At 38.1% G+C, this 16,797-nt stretch carries 19 protein-coding genes and 1 pseudogene; all 20 read right to left on the bottom strand.

Features of this window, described 5'->3' with window-relative positions:
- Positions 1-4 precede the first annotated feature (4 nt).
- Entirely contained in the window at positions 5-2,602 is a 2,598-nt protein-coding gene (gene acnB, locus M1F17_RS06745; protein WP_094962987.1) for a bifunctional aconitate hydratase 2/2-methylisocitrate dehydratase, read from the bottom strand.
- A 441-nt stretch (positions 2,603-3,043) separates the two neighbouring features.
- Positions 3,044-3,397 carry a VOC family protein gene (locus M1F17_RS06740; protein WP_094962986.1) on the bottom strand — a complete coding sequence of 118 codons (354 nt, stop codon included), beginning with the start codon at positions 3,395-3,397 and terminating at the stop codon, positions 3,044-3,046.
- A gap of 130 nt (positions 3,398-3,527) precedes the next feature.
- On the bottom strand, positions 3,528-3,812 hold the full coding sequence (locus M1F17_RS06735; RefSeq protein WP_094962985.1) for a hypothetical protein: 285 nt from the start codon (positions 3,810-3,812) through the stop codon (positions 3,528-3,530).
- A 205-nt stretch (positions 3,813-4,017) separates the two neighbouring features.
- Positions 4,018-4,365, bottom strand: a complete 348-nt coding sequence (locus M1F17_RS06730; RefSeq protein ID WP_094962984.1) for a DUF3969 family protein — start codon at positions 4,363-4,365, stop codon at positions 4,018-4,020.
- A 97-nt stretch (positions 4,366-4,462) separates the two neighbouring features.
- Positions 4,463-4,687: a hypothetical protein gene (locus M1F17_RS06725; RefSeq protein ID WP_004261965.1), complete on the bottom strand. Its 225-nt coding sequence runs from the start codon at positions 4,685-4,687 to the stop codon at positions 4,463-4,465.
- A gap of 29 nt (positions 4,688-4,716) precedes the next feature.
- Positions 4,717-5,187: a hypothetical protein gene (locus M1F17_RS06720; protein WP_094962983.1), complete on the bottom strand. Its 471-nt coding sequence runs from the start codon at positions 5,185-5,187 to the stop codon at positions 4,717-4,719.
- 226 nt (positions 5,188-5,413) lie between these two features.
- Positions 5,414-5,680: a hypothetical protein gene (locus tag M1F17_RS06715; protein WP_094962982.1), complete on the bottom strand. Its 267-nt coding sequence runs from the start codon at positions 5,678-5,680 to the stop codon at positions 5,414-5,416.
- Positions 5,681-5,799: 119 nt separating this feature from the next.
- Complete coding sequence (locus M1F17_RS06710; RefSeq protein ID WP_094962981.1) at positions 5,800-6,162, bottom strand: hypothetical protein; 363 nt, start codon at positions 6,160-6,162, stop codon at positions 5,800-5,802.
- Positions 6,163-6,196: 34 nt separating this feature from the next.
- The gene (locus M1F17_RS06705; RefSeq protein ID WP_255254425.1) at positions 6,197-6,328 is read right to left on the bottom strand and encodes a hypothetical protein; all 132 of its coding nucleotides are present in this window, start codon (positions 6,326-6,328) and stop codon (positions 6,197-6,199) included.
- Positions 6,329-6,352: 24 nt separating this feature from the next.
- The gene (locus M1F17_RS06700; protein WP_094962980.1) at positions 6,353-6,718 is read right to left on the bottom strand and encodes a DUF596 domain-containing protein; all 366 of its coding nucleotides are present in this window, start codon (positions 6,716-6,718) and stop codon (positions 6,353-6,355) included.
- A gap of 8 nt (positions 6,719-6,726) precedes the next feature.
- Positions 6,727-8,085, bottom strand: a complete 1,359-nt coding sequence (locus M1F17_RS06695) for a hypothetical protein (protein ID WP_242439633.1) — start codon at positions 8,083-8,085, stop codon at positions 6,727-6,729.
- A 290-nt stretch (positions 8,086-8,375) separates the two neighbouring features.
- A pseudogene (locus tag M1F17_RS22565) lies at positions 8,376-8,447 on the bottom strand (dihydrolipoamide dehydrogenase); the annotation flags it as partial.
- Positions 8,448-8,581: 134 nt separating this feature from the next.
- Positions 8,582-8,818 carry a hypothetical protein gene (locus tag M1F17_RS06690; protein ID WP_004265618.1) on the bottom strand — a complete coding sequence of 79 codons (237 nt, stop codon included), beginning with the start codon at positions 8,816-8,818 and terminating at the stop codon, positions 8,582-8,584.
- A complete protein-coding gene (locus tag M1F17_RS06685; protein ID WP_137018929.1) occupies positions 8,815-9,165 on the bottom strand; it encodes a hypothetical protein in 351 nt (116 codons plus the stop codon). The genes M1F17_RS06690 and M1F17_RS06685 overlap by 4 nt, the downstream gene beginning before the upstream one ends.
- A 194-nt stretch (positions 9,166-9,359) precedes the next feature.
- On the bottom strand, positions 9,360-9,614 hold the full coding sequence (locus tag M1F17_RS06680) for a hypothetical protein (RefSeq protein ID WP_094962978.1): 255 nt from the start codon (positions 9,612-9,614) through the stop codon (positions 9,360-9,362).
- A gap of 1 nt (position 9,615) precedes the next feature.
- Positions 9,616-10,965 (bottom strand): hypothetical protein, encoded by a 1,350-nt coding sequence (locus M1F17_RS06675; protein ID WP_226617328.1) that lies wholly within the window; start codon positions 10,963-10,965, stop codon positions 9,616-9,618.
- Positions 10,966-11,378: 413 nt separating this feature from the next.
- Positions 11,379-11,702, bottom strand: coding sequence for a hypothetical protein (locus M1F17_RS06670; RefSeq protein ID WP_144141005.1), 324 nt, complete (start codon positions 11,700-11,702; stop codon positions 11,379-11,381).
- A gap of 16 nt (positions 11,703-11,718) precedes the next feature.
- Positions 11,719-13,014: a hypothetical protein gene (locus M1F17_RS06665; protein WP_318837325.1), complete on the bottom strand. Its 1,296-nt coding sequence runs from the start codon at positions 13,012-13,014 to the stop codon at positions 11,719-11,721.
- Between the two features lie 290 nt (positions 13,015-13,304).
- Positions 13,305-14,732 carry a dihydrolipoyl dehydrogenase gene (lpdA, locus tag M1F17_RS06660; protein ID WP_094961375.1) on the bottom strand — a complete coding sequence of 476 codons (1,428 nt, stop codon included), beginning with the start codon at positions 14,730-14,732 and terminating at the stop codon, positions 13,305-13,307.
- Positions 14,733-14,936: 204 nt separating this feature from the next.
- Positions 14,937-16,796, bottom strand: coding sequence for a pyruvate dehydrogenase complex dihydrolipoyllysine-residue acetyltransferase (aceF, locus tag M1F17_RS06655; RefSeq protein ID WP_004261981.1), 1,860 nt, complete (start codon positions 16,794-16,796; stop codon positions 14,937-14,939).
- Between the last annotated feature and the right edge of the window lies 1 nt (position 16,797).

Below are 16,797 nucleotides of genomic sequence, written 5' to 3'. Positions count from 1 at the left end.
CTTATTACACCGCTGTTTGGAAAATCACGCCATCCGCTTTTTCGGTATATTGTGATAACTGGTCAAAGTTCAGGTAACGGTATGTATCCGCCGCTGTTTCATCAACCTTATCCATAAACTGCAGATATTCTGCTGGCGTTGGTAAACGACCTAACAAAGAAGCTACCGCTGCCAGCTCTGCTGATGCGAGGTAAACATTTGCACCTGTTCCTAAACGGTTAGGGAAGTTACGCGTTGAAGTGGAAACGACTGTCGCCCCATCAGCTACACGTGCTTGGTTACCCATACACAGAGAACAACCTGGGACTTCAATGCGCGCACCACTCTTGCCAAATACGCTGTAATAACCTTCTTCGGTTAACTGTGCTGCGTCCATCTTAGTTGGAGGCGCAACCCATAAACGTGTTGGTAATTGGCCTTTATGAGAATCCAATAACTTACCTGCTGCACGGAAGTGGCCAATGTTTGTCATACAAGAACCGATGAAGACCTCATCAATTTTCTCGTTTTGCACATCAGACAATAAACGTGCATCATCTGGGTCATTTGGTGCACACAGAATTGGCTCTTTGATATCATTGAGGTCAATTTCAATCACTGCCGCGTATTCCGCATCTGCATCACCTTCCAGCAGTTGTGGATCCGCTAACCAGTTTTCCATCCCTTTGATACGGCGTTCAATAGTACGACGATCACCATAGCCTTCTGCTATCATCCATTTTAATAGAACGATATTCGATTGCAGGTATTCGATAATTGGCGCTTTATCTAATTTGATAGTACAACCCGCCGCTGAACGCTCTGCTGACGCATCCGCTAATTCAAACGCTTGTTCGACTTTCAGCTCAGGTAAGCCTTCAATTTCTAAGATACGGCCAGAGAAAATGTTTTTCTTACCTTTTTTCTCTACGGTCAATAGGCCGTCTTTGATTGCATATAGTGGAATTGCATGAACGAGGTCACGTAAAGTGATACCCGGCTGCATTTCACCTTTAAAGCGAACCAATACTGACTCAGGCATATCCAGTGGCATAACACCTGTCGCCGCAGCAAATGCGACTAAACCTGAACCCGCAGGGAATGAAATACCAATTGGGAAACGCGTATGTGAGTCACCACCTGTACCAACGGTATCTGGCAGTAACATACGGTTTAACCATGAGTGGATAATACCATCTCCCGGACGAAGAGAAACACCGCCACGGTTCATGATAAAATCAGGTAAGGTATGGTGTGTTGTCACATCAACAGGTTTTGGATACGCTGCTGTATGGCAGAATGACTGCATGACTAAATCTGCTGAGAAACCAAGGCAAGCTAGGTCTTTCAGTTCATCACGGGTCATCGGCCCGGTTGTATCTTGTGAACCTACAGAGGTCATTTTTGGCTCACAATATTCGCCAGGGCGAATACCTGGGCGACCGCAAGCACGACCAACCATTTTTTGTGCTAATGAGAAACCACGGTTGCTTTGTGCAACGGATTTCGCGTGACGGAATACATCTGTCGCTTCTAAGCCCAGTGATTCACGTGCTTTATTGGTTAAACCACGGCCGATAATCAGTGGAATACGACCACCTGCACGGACTTCGTCAATCAGCACATCTGTTTTTAATTCAAATGTTTCTAGTAGTTCACCGGTTTCGTGGTTACGAACTTCACCTTTAAATGGATAGATGTCGATCACATCGCCCATATTCAGTTTAGAAACATCCACTTCAATCGGTAATGCGCCCGCATCTTCCATCGTATTAAAGAAGATTGGTGCAATTTTGCCGCCTAATACCACCCCACCGCCACGTTTATTTGGTACAAATGGGATATCGTCCCCCATAAACCACAGCACGGAGTTAGTCGCTGATTTACGAGAAGAACCGGTACCGACGACGTCACCCACGTAAGCTAATGGGAAGCCTTTTTTATTTAATGCATCAATTTGCTTGATTGGACCAACATTACCCGCATCGTCTGGTTCAATACCATCACGTGCGTTTTTCAGCATTGCTAATGCGTGTAATGGGATATCAGGACGTGACCATGCATCAGGCGCTGGCGATAAGTCATCTGTGTTAGTTTCACCCGTAACTTTGAACACAGTTACGGTCATTTTTTCAGCTAACGCAGGACGCTCTTTGAACCACTCAGCATCTGCCCATGATTCAATAACTTGTTTAGCGTGAATATTTCCCGCTTTCGCTTTTTCTTCTACGTCGTAGAAGTTATCAAACATCAGTAAGGTGTGAGAAAGTGCTTTAGCGGCGATTGGCGCCAGTTTTTCATCATCCAACGCATCAATCAGTGCGTGGATGTTATATCCGCCCTGCATGGTACCTAACAGTTCAATGGCTTTTTCAGGGGAGATAAGAGGGGAGGAAGTTTCGCCTTTAGCTATCGCGGCTAAAAATCCAGCTTTTACGTACGCTGCTTCATCAACACCAGGGGGGACGCGGTTGGTCAGCAGGTCTAACAGGAAATCTTCTTCACCTTTGGGTGGGTTTTTCAGTAACTCTACCAGTGCAGCTACTTGTGACGCATCTAATGGCTTAGGGACAATCCCTTGAGCGGCACGCTCGGCTACGTGCTTACGGTATTCTTCTAGCACGACGTTCTCCTCGCTTCTTTGTTATTTATATACCCGGCTCTCTGCACCATACTGACAAAATTATCATCCGGTGCCAGGTCAGAGGAATTTGCTCGCATAATCTCAATGGCGGTAAAATTATGCCCAGCTTCGGGCGATCAGCATAGCAGAATTTAAACGTAATGTTAATTCATTCACAAGAAAGCAACATTTAACTACTAACTTTACGCCTTAACACTTCATTACTGGTTATTTTTCAGCTTAAGATACTATTAATCATCGTAAAACGCCGAAAAAACCATACTTTTTATAATGCATTTTAAAATTTAAAGCACCCTAATTAGTGCCTTTTTTCATCAGCTATCACAAATTATATTTTTTATCGCAATTTTATTTATATTACTAATTGATAAGGTAAATCATTGCGATTGGTTTTAATTTTTTTAAATGTTTTAATGGATTTTACTGCCCTTTTAAACCAATTAAATTGCCAAACGGGTCTTCAAGTTGGCACATTCGGTTGTTACCATCTATTAACATTGGCCCGCGATACAGTTTTGCCCCTAGTTGAGTGAAATGCTCAAAAGCCAAATCAAAATCATCGACTTGCCAATACAATACAGTCCCTTTTTTACCCTCACTGACTTTTTCATCCGCTTGCACCACTTCTATCGTGAAGTCTCCGACATGTAGTAAGGTGAAATCAAAGTCAGGCAAGTATTCTGCCTTTGCTTGTGGAAAAGCTTGCTGATACCAAGCCAAACCCGCTTGAACATCAGGTACATGAATTAAAATTGCAGAGGGTTTTAGTTGCATAGCGATTTCTTATTGATATCTATTATTTTGTTTTAGCTTACACGCATGATTGAAAGTTAGTAGATGTAGATAAGGTGTAAGCAATAGCCAAACCAGCGTTTGCTTACACCTTTAGTATCATCAAGTCAGATCATATTGCGTGTTTTTCTGATAAATAACGAAGAATGGCTGATATATTTTTTAAGTTATACTTTATAAGTAATTCATTTTCTTTAGCTTTACATAGCATCTCATAATCAGCTTCTAACTGCCCAATATCTAACTGAGTAGGCTCATTGTAAATATCATAAATAGATTCAGAAGGCACATTCCAATAAAAATCTGCATCTAAGTCTATATTATCCATTCCCTGTACTTTCATCTCTTTGAAAATGGCTACTATAGCCTCTTCCAGTAGACTCAGTTCTATTTTCATAGTTAAACCTTGACCACCCCTAATTTATATTTATATTTATATTTATATTTATATTTATATTTATATTTATATTTATATTTATATTTATATTTATATTTATATTTATATTTATATTTATATTTATATTTATATTTATATTTATATTTATATTTATATTTATATTTATATTTTCATCAAGTATTTTAATTTTTTTCTAAACATTTAATTAGTCATCAACAATATTAATTTCTTTATCAATTAACCGATCAAAATCTTCATTTTGTGAAATTACTGTGATGGTTTTCTGTATTAACTCCTCAATACTAGCTTGAAGTTGTTCTGGAATTAAACATTCAACATCCTCCAACTCGCAACCTAGGTTAATTATCTCTATTAATTTTTCATCAGAATCTATTTGCTCGAGGAATTTAGCCAAATAAGGTTTGAAAACAAATCCTTCTGCCTCATCAATCGATATCAAATTTTTATCTAATGCAGTTAATACACCTAACGTTAATAAGCTTATAAATTTGCTAGTCTGTTTATCACTAATACTATAATTAAGTCTAGTCACCTATTACTCCAACCACGTTTGATTTTCACATTAATGACTCTGCCACTTTGGTTCCCCCACGCAAAAAAATGGAGGAACCAACCTGCTTATGCGGAAATTAAACTAAAGGTTCTAAACGTAAAAGATGATCTTTAGCTTTCTCTATCAATAATAAAAATTCACTGTAATTAAATTCTAAAAAATCCGAGTCAGGATAAATAATAATTTTTACCTCTTTTTTATCTTCAGACAGTGAAATTTCCCCCCACTGAACATCATTAAAGGAAAGCTCAGCATATAAATCATCTCGGCTTAAAGAACTTCCAACACTGTATTCCAACATAAAATCCCCCCATCAATCATTTACAAACATTATGGCTCTCTAAAACCAATAAATTTCTTACCGTCTATACTAAATCTTAATACCCGACCATCAGGTGATTTAGCATCAATCACTTCAATTCTTTTCCTATTTTCATAAATAGTTCTAGGTCTTATTATTACATTTGGATTATCTAATATTTCATCGATTAATGCTCTAGCTTCCTGATTCAATACTGAAGCTTTTTGGTTGGAATATGAGTATGCAGATCCTTCCCTACCTCCATGCTTTTGGAGCGATCTGCCGGCATTTGTTAAACCATTGCGATTGATTTCTGATGCTGCTTGCTTTAGTTCTTCTTTAGAAGGAAGACCATTATTTTTTATAGAGAACTCATCAGGTTCCCACCCCTCCGGTCCTCCTGCCTTAGAGCCCCCTACCTCTACTTTATCTGAATTTGATAACTCTTTTCCAACATTTGGATTTGTGGCTGCTTTATCTAAATCATTTGAGCAGCTCATACCAAAAGAGCAATCAAACGTTTCCGCTAGGCCATCACGTATTGCCTAAGGTAGCCACTCCCCCTCCAGACTGTTGATTATACGGCTAGCTGAGGGGGAGTAAAGCGGCTAAGGAGATCCCTGCACAGAACTGGACTCTCTCTTTAATTACTTTAAACTACAAAACCATCAACCCAACCATCTCTATCTAGAACTTCTTCACTAATACTAAACCCATCAGGGTAATCTATGAATCCAGGTTGATTAGATACCTTGTCTTGAGCCTTTTGAGCAAGTTCAAAACTTGAATAAATTCCAATGAATTACCTTTTCCGTATTTAGCATCTAGTAACCTTTCGGCAAATTTATTGCCATTTTCACCCACTAATAGTTTTTCTCCTTTAGCCCAACTAGGTACATCTTTAGCTCCTTCTTTACCACTAATTCCCGGTTTAGGTACCTGTGGTTTTTCTGAAAGAAGAGCTATATCGTCTAACTTAAAGGTGTCTATCAAGTCGGTGGCTATTCAGTTTAAATAAATTAAAGATGCCTTACAGGCAGTTGATTATCTGGATAATTAAGCAATTCTTTGTATATGAGAGGAACGAACTTAAACCAGCTCAGATAGAAAATTTAGGATCCCATATATTTTCCAGATTCATCTTTCCATAAAATCGCTGGCATTTCATAAAAATAGAAGTTCAAGTCGTCATCATCTTTTGCTTTAGCATTTTCAGGCCAGTGCTGTTCAAGATAATTAACAATTTCTTGACTATTAGCATTCCAATACGGAACAACTCTACCTAAAGGGTCATCTGGAGAACAAAATTTAATTACTTGCTCATCTAATAACGCTTTTATCATAGAGAAAAATATAATCCTATGTTCATAGAAAGATTTGTTTGGATTCCAACCAACGATTGAACCAAACAACCCTGATAGCCATAGCCCTTTTGCATCACTAATAATTTCATCAAAATGCACAACTTTTTCCATATTAGAGGATAACCTGTTAATTGCAGCCTCAAAACTAGCCTTCCACGACTTTAATTTCTCTATCAACCAGCCGCCCAAAGGTTTCACTTTGTGAAATTACGGTGATGCTTTTCTGTATTAACTCATCAATGCTCGCTTGGAGCCGTTCTGGAATTAAACATTCCATAGATAGAATCTGCCCTTGATGGTTCTACGTCCATTCTACTGTCCCATCTTTAAGTATCCAAACGGCTCCGCCAGGGCATTCTTCATCAAAAAACCAAAACTGATCAATTAATTGCTCTTCTGTTTCTGGAAATGCAGTATAGAAGCACTGTAATTGTTCATCTATTGAACCACTTAAAAATTTACCATACTTAGCTAATTTTAACTTTCCATCACGTAGTAACTTGTCTAAGAACCAAAAAAATATTTTTTTCCTTTCCTGAAAAGGAAAATTATCATACATAGCATGGAGCGAAGGAAGCATATCTGGCGTGAGATACGCCCATAACCCATCAAGGGCTTGGGTTTCAGCGTATTCAGCAATAGTTTTATATTCAATATTTGATATCATCTTATTTATTACCTAAACTTGATCTCTGCGTTTCTTCCAAGACCGTTCTCTACTTGGCGTAAAGTTGGATTATTTCTTATTTGGACTGTCCAGCGAGCACCTGTTTGTTCTGCCGAACTAGATACGCTCCTAAGGGTTATCATTGTACCATCAGTTAGTTTGGCAGTATAAATACCATCTTTTACCTTAGTTAGGGGTTGAGCAGCTAATTGTTCAGCATAATTATATATCTGTTGGCCTGTTAAGTTTTGACTATCATAAATCCTCGTTGAATAACGATTTCCTCCTACACCTTGTTTAATTGTTTGACCGTCAATAGTTATAGTCTGAGAAGGCGAGTCTTTATCATAAACCCTCGCTAATTCTTCAAAATTCTTTTGTTGCTGTTCCTTATGGCGAGCATGTTCCTCATCCTCTGGCTCCCAACCATCCGGTGTACCAGAAGTACTACCACCTAATTTTGCTTTTTCTGAATTAGATAACTCCATTCCCATATTTGGATTTTTTGCTGCTTTATCTATATCATTTGAGCAACTCATGCCAAAAGAGCAATCAAACGTTTCAGCTAGGCCATCGCGAATATTACCTAAGGTATTTTCGACACCTTTGACTATGTTGCTGTTTGCCGTTTGTGTAGCTTGCGTATTTAAACCAACGCCATGAGATAATGTAGGAACATTCGGTGTGGGAACGGCAAATACACTACTTTGGGCTATTTTCAGCTTATTTAATTCATTTAAATTAAACTGAATTTTATCCGTGATACTTTTATGTTGTCTCTTAATTTCGAGCAATTGATTTCTAGCATCACGGTCAGCTCGCTTATTAACCGCATCTATATATAGATCTATATTATCAAAAGGAAATCTCGGTATACCGGGTATATTATCGTCAAAATCCTCTGCGAGGAGCCTGTCCCTATCTTCAATTGTGCGAAATTTAAAGATTGCTGAAATTTTTAAATTTGAGGAGTCTGAAGATTGAAAATGCCATTTGTATGTACAAGGATATTTTTGTGGATCAATGATAAATTTCCAGCCAGGCGATTTTTCAATCTCCGCAATATCCTTTCTTAAGGTAATTAAATTATTTTCAATTGATATTTGTTTAGATTTTAAATCATTTTTAATTGTAGTAGAATAATCTTGAAAAGCATCGATTTTGTGATTATTAACATCATCATGGATATCAGCTAGTTTTATATTATCATAAAGATTTTCATGTAAAATACTTTTTAATTTTTCATACCTCCCAGTTAAATCAATATCTTCATGAGCATTATCATAATTATTAAAACAATCATTGAAATGCGGTCTAGGGTTACTTCCCCATACCGTTATTGTACCTAGGTCTGTCACACCATCCATAAACTAACTTCCTTATTAGTTATAAAAAACAGAATAAAGAAATTAGAATTTAATATTTTTATAGTCAACTAACCGTTATCATTAATAAAGATTCGACCATTTAAAATTAAAAGCGTATTACTTATAAAATGATTAATATCTATTTTAATCAATAATAGAACAGAAACATGTGACTAATTGTTTATATTCACAAAAACAAAAAAAGCCAATGAGTTTCCACATTGGCTTCAATTCGCTTTAGTGATAAACAGCATACTAGAGATACTATTTATCTATGCGATTAAAGAAAATTATTTTTTCTTTTTCGCTTTTGCGTTTGGTAAATCAGTAATGCTACCTTCGTAAATCTCAGCAGCCATACCGAATATTCCCTAAGGTAGCCACTCCCCCTCACGAGCCAAACCGGACAGCTAATCATCCCATTAGCTGACAGCGAGTAAGACCGTTAATTCAGATCCCTGTGTAGAGCAAGGATTTTTACTCATTCAGTAAAAATTCATTGTTTCTTTAATGTATCTCTGGCTTCAATCAATATTGAAATTAGATCATCTAAAGGCATTTTAGCTGTAAAACCGTGGGATAAATCTGAACCAAATAGTTCAATTTCTAAATTATCTACACCTTTATCTTGATTAATTTCTGCAACCCGCTCCCAATTTAATTGAACCTCTAACGTTAGATTCTCATATTCCATTGGACTTGAAAAAAATAGTTCTAATTTATTATCTTTCATTTTATTGCCTTCTTTGGGTCTAACACAGTATTAAATGAGCCATCCGCATTATATCTAACGCCTTTTTCACTAGGCAAACGATATTCAAATGCACCACCACCTAAATCGTTTCGAACTACTTTAGGATCTTTAAAGATTTCTCGGATGAAATTCTCGGCAGCAGCATTTTTTTGTGCTGGATTATCATTTAAGGGTTCAAAAACGCCATCGGGCCTAGTTACATGTTTGTCCCATGCTCTCACAGCTGAGAATAAGCACGATTGTAGTGTAAAAACACTGACGGCTAAAGAAGCAGTGGTCAAAACCAGAAAGTATACAATGGGTTCCCCCCAACCGAGGTAAACCAAACCCCAGCCCACAACTCACGTTAAGCGGCAAGTGATTGAGTGAGTTTGGGTTTAAGGTGAGTAACCACATACTCTCACTCGCCAAGCCGGACAGTTGATCATCCGGTTGGCTGAGAGCGAGTAAAATGATTGAGGTAAGAGACTAAAATTTGTTGGCATAGTGGCTCTTTAAATAGCCACTATGCCATTATTTTTTATAGATTTTTGTACCTATTAGGAAGGTATCTTCTATGTTCCATTGATTTCATTAAATTTTTTAGATCTGTCAAGTAATGTGATAACTCTTGTTTATTTGAACATTCCGTTTTTTCATATATTTGCTCATCAGATAAATGAGTTAAAACGTAATTTAAGCAATCTGTATAAATTACAATTTCCGATTCAGATAAACGAATATCAAATAAAGTTACATCCGCTTCTGGTATGTAATTAATTTTTAATGTATCCATCCTACCACCTCACATAATCAGAAAATTTTTCTTTAAATTCATCTAGTTTTTCATTACTAGGTCTATTCCATCGCCCATCTCTAGTACGTTGAGCCGTATTTTTATCACTATTTTTAAATGACGAGACCACTTCTCCATCAGGCTCAATTAGATGTATTCTTCCGTCATTACCTTTTACAACCCAACGACCATCATCTTGTATTAAGATATCTGAAGGCCTCGATTTTTGAACATCATTAATGACTGAACTGACTGGACGCCCCTCTTTATTTCTGATTCCCGCATGTTCACCTTGTGTAATCTTGTTTAAATAGGCGAGGTTATCTAAAGATAGAGTATCAGGAATAGATGTTCCAGGCAGTTTTTCGATCGGTTCTGGAAGCTGGTTTCCACCCGTATCAATTTTTCCTTGTTCGGGTATTTGGTTTCCGCTTGTATCCGTCCGGCCTTGCTCAGGTATTTGGTCGCCACCAGTATGAAATTTCTCAACATTTGAATTATTTGCTGCTTTATCTATATCATTTGAGCAACTCATGCCAAAAGAGCAATCAAACGTTTCCGCTAGGCCATCACGAATATTACCTAAGGCATTTTCGATACCTTTTGCAATGTTGCTATTTGCCGTTTGTGTGACTTGCGTATTTAAACCAACACCATGAGGTAATGTAGGAACATTCGGAGAGGGAATAGCAAACATGCTACTTTGAGTAAAGTTGAGTTTATTCAAATTCTCTGTATTAACATCAATGGCATTAATTAATCTGCTATGTAGATATTTAACAGAAACAATACTTTCTCTTGCCGACTTATCAAGTATCTCTTCATCTCCATCTCCATATTTATAATTGTCATTCAAACTGTCTAGATAGGTATTCTCATTATATCCAACTAAAAAGCTATCTAGCTCAGCTGAGGTTTTATACTCTTTTCTGATTAATCTGCCTGATATTATTATTTCTTGTTCAAAAGGATATTTCTCTGGATTATTTAAAAATTTCCATTCATTAAATCCTTCAACTTCTTCCAAAAATAATTTTTGTTTCTCGATATGCTCTTTAATTATTCCCTTTTTTGTTTCAATATTTTCTTTTGATGATAAATCAACCTTTCCATTTTTGTCTAATAAAGGCTCAATATCTATGGGAGTAACCATGTATTCACAATATGACATGTAATCCATAAAATCATTTAGGGAATGATACCATTCAGGTGAAATATCATGTCTATAACTTTCAAGATAACTGTTATATCCTTCATAATATCCATCACCGAAATATAAAGCGGTATTATTATCAACAGGTAATCGAGTTCCCCATACAGTTATTGTACCTAGGTCTGTCACACCATCCATAAACTAACTTCCTTATTAGTTATAAAAAATAGAATAAAGAAATTAGAATTTAATATTTTTATAGTCAACTAACCGTTATCATTAATAAACATTCGGCCATTTAAAATTAAAAGCGTATTACTTATAAAATGATTAATATCGATTTTAATAAATAATAGAACAGAAACATGTGACTAATTGTTTATATTCACAAAAACAAAAAAAGCCAACGTGTTTCCACATTGGCTTCAATTCGCTTTTGCGTTTGGTAAATCAGTAATGCTACCTTCGTAAATCTCAGCAGCCATACCGAATATTGCCTAAGGTAGCCACTACCCCTCACGAGCCAAACCGGACAGCTAATCATCCAGTTAGCTGAGGATGAGTAAAATTGTTAGCAGAGATCCCAGTACCGAACTGGGATCTTTAAACTTTTAAAAATCAGACCACTCTGTATAGCTAATATCATCTTCGGTTAATTCAGTAAAACCATCTTGACTCAACATTTCTTTAAAATAGAGGATAGTATCTTCTAACGCTTTTTCAATGGTACTTCCACGTCCAATGGCGCACTCGGGGCAACCATCAAATTTTCTTTTTATTGCTAAATCCGTCATACCTGTAAAAAAACCCGACTGATCTTCATAAATTTTTATCTTCATTTTGGCATAAGGCAAAATAGGGATCATAGTAACTGTGAATTCAGCAACTGTTTTCTCTATACAGCTCACTTTTGTAATATTTAAATCATGCCACATAACATATCCCTCTATATTATTGTTTTCCAAAAGATATTATTTTTCCTTCGGATGTTCTATCTAAATATTTCCCGTTTTTATAATAACGAGTCACATTATTAGTCGCACCTCTTACTTTCACTGTTCTAGCACCTTTTAAGTTTTTGATAAATTCTTCAGCTTTGTTTCTGTACTGCTCAACACTACCCGCTCCAACTTCTTTTCCATGTTTTTCATAATGCTTCTGTAATGATTCGTCAGGAGAGTTAAAACTACCCTGATGCCATTTATTTTTAATATTATTTTTGTTTTCAGATAAATAGGCAATATCTTCTACTGTAATCTGATTAGGCAGTGGGGTTATATGCGTATTATCTATATGTTCAGGTATTTGATCTCCGCCAGTATCCGTCCGCCCTTGCTCAGGTATTTGGTCGCCACCAGTATGAGGTTTCCCAACATTTGGATTTTTTGCTGCTTTATCTAAATCATTTGAGCAGCTCATACCAAAAGAGCAATCAAACGTTTCCGCTAGGCCATCACGAATATTACCTAATGCCTTTTCGATACCTTTTGCAATACTGCTATCTGCTGTTTGTGTTACTTGTGAGTTTGAACCAACACCATGAGGTAATGTAGGAACATTCGGTGTGGGAACGGCAAATACACTACTTTGAGCTATTTTCAGCTTATTTAATTCATTTATATTAAACTGAATTTTATCCGTGATACTTTTATGTTGCCTCTTAATTTCGAGCAATTGATTTCTAGCATCACGGTCAGCTCGCTTATTAACCGCATCTATATATAGATCTATATTATCAAAAGGAAATCTCGGTATACCGGGTATATTATCGTCAAAATCCTCTGCGAGGAGCCTGTCCCTATCTTCAATTGTGCGAAATTTAAAGATTGCTGAAATTTTTAAATCTGAGGAGTCTGAAGATTGAAAATGCCATTTGTATGTACAAGGATATTTTTGTGGATCAATGATAAATTTCCAGCCAGGCGATTTTTCAATCTCCGCAATATCCTTTCTTAAGGTAATTAAATTATTTTCAATTGATATTTGTTTAGATTTTAAATCATTTTTAATTGTAGTAGAATAATCTTGAAAAGTATCGATTTTGTGATTATTAACATCATCATGGATATCAGCTAGTTTTATATTATCATAAAGATTTTCATGTAAAATACTTTTTAATTTTTCATACCTCCCAGTTAAATCAATATCTTCATGAGCATTATCATAATTATTAAAACAATCATTGAAATGCGGTCTAGAGTTACTTCCCCATACCGTTATTGTACCTAGGTCTGTCACACCATCCATAAACTAACTTCCTTATTAGTTATAAAAAACAGAATAAAGAAATTAGAATTTAATATTTTTATAGTCAACTAACCGTTATCATTAATAAAGATTCGGCCATTTAAAATTAAAAACGTATTACTTATAAAATGATTAATATCTATTTTAATCAATAATAGAACAGAAACATGTGACTAATTGTTTATATTCACAAAAACAAAAAAAGCCAATGAGTTTCCACATTGGCTTCAATTCGCTTTAGTGATAAACAGCATACTAGAGATACTATTTATCTATGCGATTAAAGAAAATTATTTTTTCTTTTTCGCTTTTGCGTTTGGTAAATCAGTAATGCTACCTTCGTAAATTTCAGCAGCCATACCGATTGATTCATACAGTGTTGGGTGAGCATGGATAGTTAATGCTAAATCTTCAGCATCACAACCCATTTCAATTGCTAGGCCGATTTCGCCCAGTAATTCACCACCGTTCACACCGACAACAGCCCCACCGATAACACGGTTAGATTGTTTGTCGAAAATCAGCTTAGTCATACCTTCGGCGCAATCAGATGCAATTGCACGGCCTGATGCTGCCCATGGGAAAGTCGCAACTTCGTAGCTGATATTTTGTTCTTTCGCTTCTTTCTCAGTTAAACCAACCCATGCAACTTCTGGCTCAGTATAAGCGATTGATGGGATCACTTTCGGGTCAAAGTAATGTTTCAGACCAGAGATAACTTCTGCGGCAACGTGCCCCTCGTGAACACCTTTGTGAGCCAACATTGGCTGGCCAACGATATCACCGATAGCGAAGATATGAGGAACGTTAGTGCGCATTTGCTTATCGACATGGATAAAGCCACGGTCATCAACTTCAACGCCAGCTTTGCCTGCATCCAAGTTTTTACCATTAGGAACACGGCCGATTGCCACTAATACAGCATCGTAACGTTGCGGCTCTGCGGAAGCTTTTTTGCCTTCCATAGAAACGTAGATACCGTCTTCTTTCGCTTCAACGGCTGTTACTTTAGTTTCTAACAGAAGATTGAATTTTTTACTGATTTGTTTAGTGAATACTTTAACCACATCTTTGTCAGCCGCTGGGATGACTTGGTCAAACATTTCAACCACATCGATTTGAGAACCCAGTGCATGATACACAGTTCCCATTTCTAAACCGATGATACCCCCACCCATAACCAGCAGACGCTCAGGAACTTCTTTCAGTTCTAATGCATCGGTTGAGTCCCAAATACGTGGGTCTTCATGTGGAATGAATGGTAATTGAATTGGACGGGAACCCGCAGCAATGATTGCGTTATCGAAATTGATAGTTGTGCTGCCGTTTTCACCTTCAACAACCAGCGTGTTGGCACCTGTAAATTTACCGAAGCCGTTAACTACGTTAACTTTACGGCCTTTAGCCATACCAGCCAGACCACCCGTCAGCTGATTAATCACTTTTTCTTTCCATAAGCGAACTTTGGAAATGTCAGTTTTTGGCTCACCAAAAACGATACCGTGTTCTGCTAAAGCTTTTGCTTCTTCGATCACTTTTGCAACATGGAGTAAAGCTTTAGAAGGAATACAACCAACGTTTAAACAAACACCACCAAGGGTTGAATAACGTTCTACTAAAACAGTTTCTAAACCTAAGTCAGCGCAACGGAAAGCCGCAGAATAGCCTGCAGGGCCTGCACCAAGCACAACGACTTGGGCTTTAATTTCAGTACTCATCATGACCTCTTTTTGTTTTGTCCAGCGGTACTGCTGAATAAACGATCTTCCACTGGAAAAGTACACACCGAGAGCAGTTTACAGAATTGTTAACACCCTGAAAAGGCTCATTTCGTGATGTAACTCCCAACCTTTCGTAGCAGCAGCAAAAAATTCTGCCTCAGCCTAAATAAAACAGACCGGCCTATTCGCCGGTCTTATTATTTACATCACTAAACGGCGAATATCGCTCATTAATTGCCCTACTAGGGTGATGAAGCGAGCTCCATCAGCACCATCGATTACACGATGGTCAAAGGACAGTGACATTGGCAGGATTAGGCGAGGAACAAATTCGCTACCATTCCAAACAGGTTTCATTGAAGAACGTGACAGTCCCATAATTGCAACTTCTGGTGCATTCACGATAGGTGCAAAACCGGTAGTTCCGATACCACCAAGGCTTGAAATCGTGAAGCAACCACCTTGCATATCAGACGCAGTCAGTTTACCTGCACGCGCTTTCTTAGAAACTTCCATCAGTTCGCGAGATAGCTCTAAAATGCCTTTTTTGTTAACGTCTTTGAAGACAGGAACAACTAAGCCATTTGGAGTATCTACGGCAATACCGATGTTAATATATTTTTTCAGGAACAGACGCTGTGCATCTTCAGAAATGGAGCTATTAAAGCGTGGCATTTCTTCCAGAGCACGAGCAACAGCTTTCATGACAAAAACTAATGGTGTGATTTTCACATCCAGTTTTTTCTTCTCAGCTTCTTTGTTTTGTTGCTTACGGAATTCTTCAACTTCAGTGGTATCCACTTCTTCCATCAGCGTAACGTGCGGGATCATTACCCAGTTACGGCTCAGGTTAGCACCAGAGATTTTTTGGATACGACCCAGTTCAACTTCTTCAACTTCACCGAATTTACTGTAATCCACTTTCGGCCATGGCAGCATACCTGGTAAACCACCACCCGCAGCTGCAGGAGCTTCCGCACGTTTTACGGCATCCTTCACGTAAGCTTGAACGTCTTCACGCAGGATACGGCCCTTACGACCTGTACCTTTAACTTTCGCTAAGTTAACACCAAATTCACGCGCTAAGCGGCGAATAACCGGTGTTGCATGGATATATGCGTCGTTTTCAACAAATTCAGTTTTGCTGTCAGTTGCTTTCGCTGGCGCTGCTTGTGCAGGAGCTGCCGCTGGAGCCGGAGCAGACGGTTGAGCTGCTGGAGCCGCTGCAGGCGCTGCACCTGCCACTTCAAAAGTCATGATCAGCGAGCCAGTTTTCACTTTATCGCCAGTCGCAATCTTGATTTCTTTAACTGTTCCAGCAAATGGCGCAGGAACTTCCATTGACGCTTTGTCACCTTCAACGGTAATGATTGATTGCTCAGCAGAAACGGTATCACCCACTTTTACCATGACTTCAGTGACTTCAACTTCATCACCACCGATATCTGGAACGTTAACATCTTTAATTGCTGATGCTGCTGGAGCCGCTGGTGCAGCAGCTTGTGCAGCTGGTGCCGCCGCAGGTGCTGCGCCTGCAACTTCAAAGACCATAATCAATGAGCCGGTTTTAACTTTATCACCGGTTGCAATTTTGATTTCTTTAACCGTTCCAGCAAATGGTGCAGGAACTTCCATTGAAGCTTTGTCACCTTCAACAGTAATTAAAGATTGCTCAGCTTCTACTTTGTCACCGACTTTAACCATGATTTCAGTAACTTCAACTTCATCGCCACCGATATCTGGAACAGCAACATCTTTAGATGCAGCTGCGCTTGGCGCTGCCGCTGGAGCCGTAGGGGCTTCTGCAGGAGCAGGCGCTGCTGCACCCGCCTCCGCTTCGAATACCATGATTAATTTGCCTGTTGTCACTTTATCGCCAACAGCAATTTTAATTTCTTTTACCACACCCGCTTGTGGAGATGGGACTTCCATAGAAGCCTTATCACCTTCAACGGTAATAAGCGATTGCTCAGCTTCTACTTTGTCGCCAACTTTAACCATCACTTCGGTGACTTCAACTTCATCAGCACCGATATCAGGCACTTGGATTTCAATAGACATT

It is taken from the genome of Providencia sp. PROV073 (genome assembly GCF_033688125.1).
Classification (GTDB): Bacteria; Pseudomonadota; Gammaproteobacteria; order Enterobacterales; family Enterobacteriaceae; genus Providencia; species Providencia hangzhouensis.
Note: the sequence above shows the minus strand (reverse complement) of the source record. Positions and strands in the feature narration are given on the sequence as shown.

Bases quoted from the DNA above. Each gene is read 5' to 3' on its own strand.
- M1F17_RS06740 (WP_094962986.1), bottom strand. From the start codon at position 3,397: ATGCAACTAAAACCCTCTGCAATTTTAATTCATGTACCTGATGTTCAA.
- M1F17_RS06735 (WP_094962985.1), bottom strand. From the start codon at position 3,812: ATGAAAATAGAACTGAGTCTACTGGAAGAGGCTATAGTAGCCATTTTC.
- M1F17_RS06725 (WP_004261965.1), bottom strand. From the start codon at position 4,687: ATGTTGGAATACAGTGTTGGAAGTTCTTTAAGCCGAGATGATTTATAT.
- M1F17_RS06720 (WP_094962983.1), bottom strand. From the start codon at position 5,187: ATGAGCTGCTCAAATGATTTAGATAAAGCAGCCACAAATCCAAATGTT.
- M1F17_RS06710 (WP_094962981.1), bottom strand. From the start codon at position 6,162: ATGGAAAAAGTTGTGCATTTTGATGAAATTATTAGTGATGCAAAAGGG.
- M1F17_RS06705 (WP_255254425.1), bottom strand. From the start codon at position 6,328: ATGGAATGTTTAATTCCAGAACGGCTCCAAGCGAGCATTGATGAGTTA.
- M1F17_RS06700 (WP_094962980.1), bottom strand. From the start codon at position 6,718: ATGATATCAAATATTGAATATAAAACTATTGCTGAATACGCTGAAACC.
- M1F17_RS06695 (WP_242439633.1), bottom strand. From the start codon at position 8,085: ATGGATGGTGTGACAGACCTAGGTACAATAACGGTATGGGGAAGTAAC.
- M1F17_RS06690 (WP_004265618.1), bottom strand. From the start codon at position 8,818: ATGAAAGATAATAAATTAGAACTATTTTTTTCAAGTCCAATGGAATAT.
- M1F17_RS06680 (WP_094962978.1), bottom strand. From the start codon at position 9,614: ATGGATACATTAAAAATTAATTACATACCAGAAGCGGATGTAACTTTA.
- M1F17_RS06675 (WP_226617328.1), bottom strand. From the start codon at position 10,965: ATGGATGGTGTGACAGACCTAGGTACAATAACTGTATGGGGAACTCGA.
- M1F17_RS06670 (WP_144141005.1), bottom strand. From the start codon at position 11,702: ATGTGGCATGATTTAAATATTACAAAAGTGAGCTGTATAGAGAAAACA.
- M1F17_RS06665 (WP_318837325.1), bottom strand. From the start codon at position 13,014: ATGGATGGTGTGACAGACCTAGGTACAATAACGGTATGGGGAAGTAAC.
- lpdA (WP_094961375.1), bottom strand. From the start codon at position 14,732: ATGAGTACTGAAATTAAAGCCCAAGTCGTTGTGCTTGGTGCAGGCCCT.
- aceF (WP_004261981.1), bottom strand. From the start codon at position 16,796: ATGTCTATTGAAATCCAAGTGCCTGATATCGGTGCTGATGAAGTTGAA.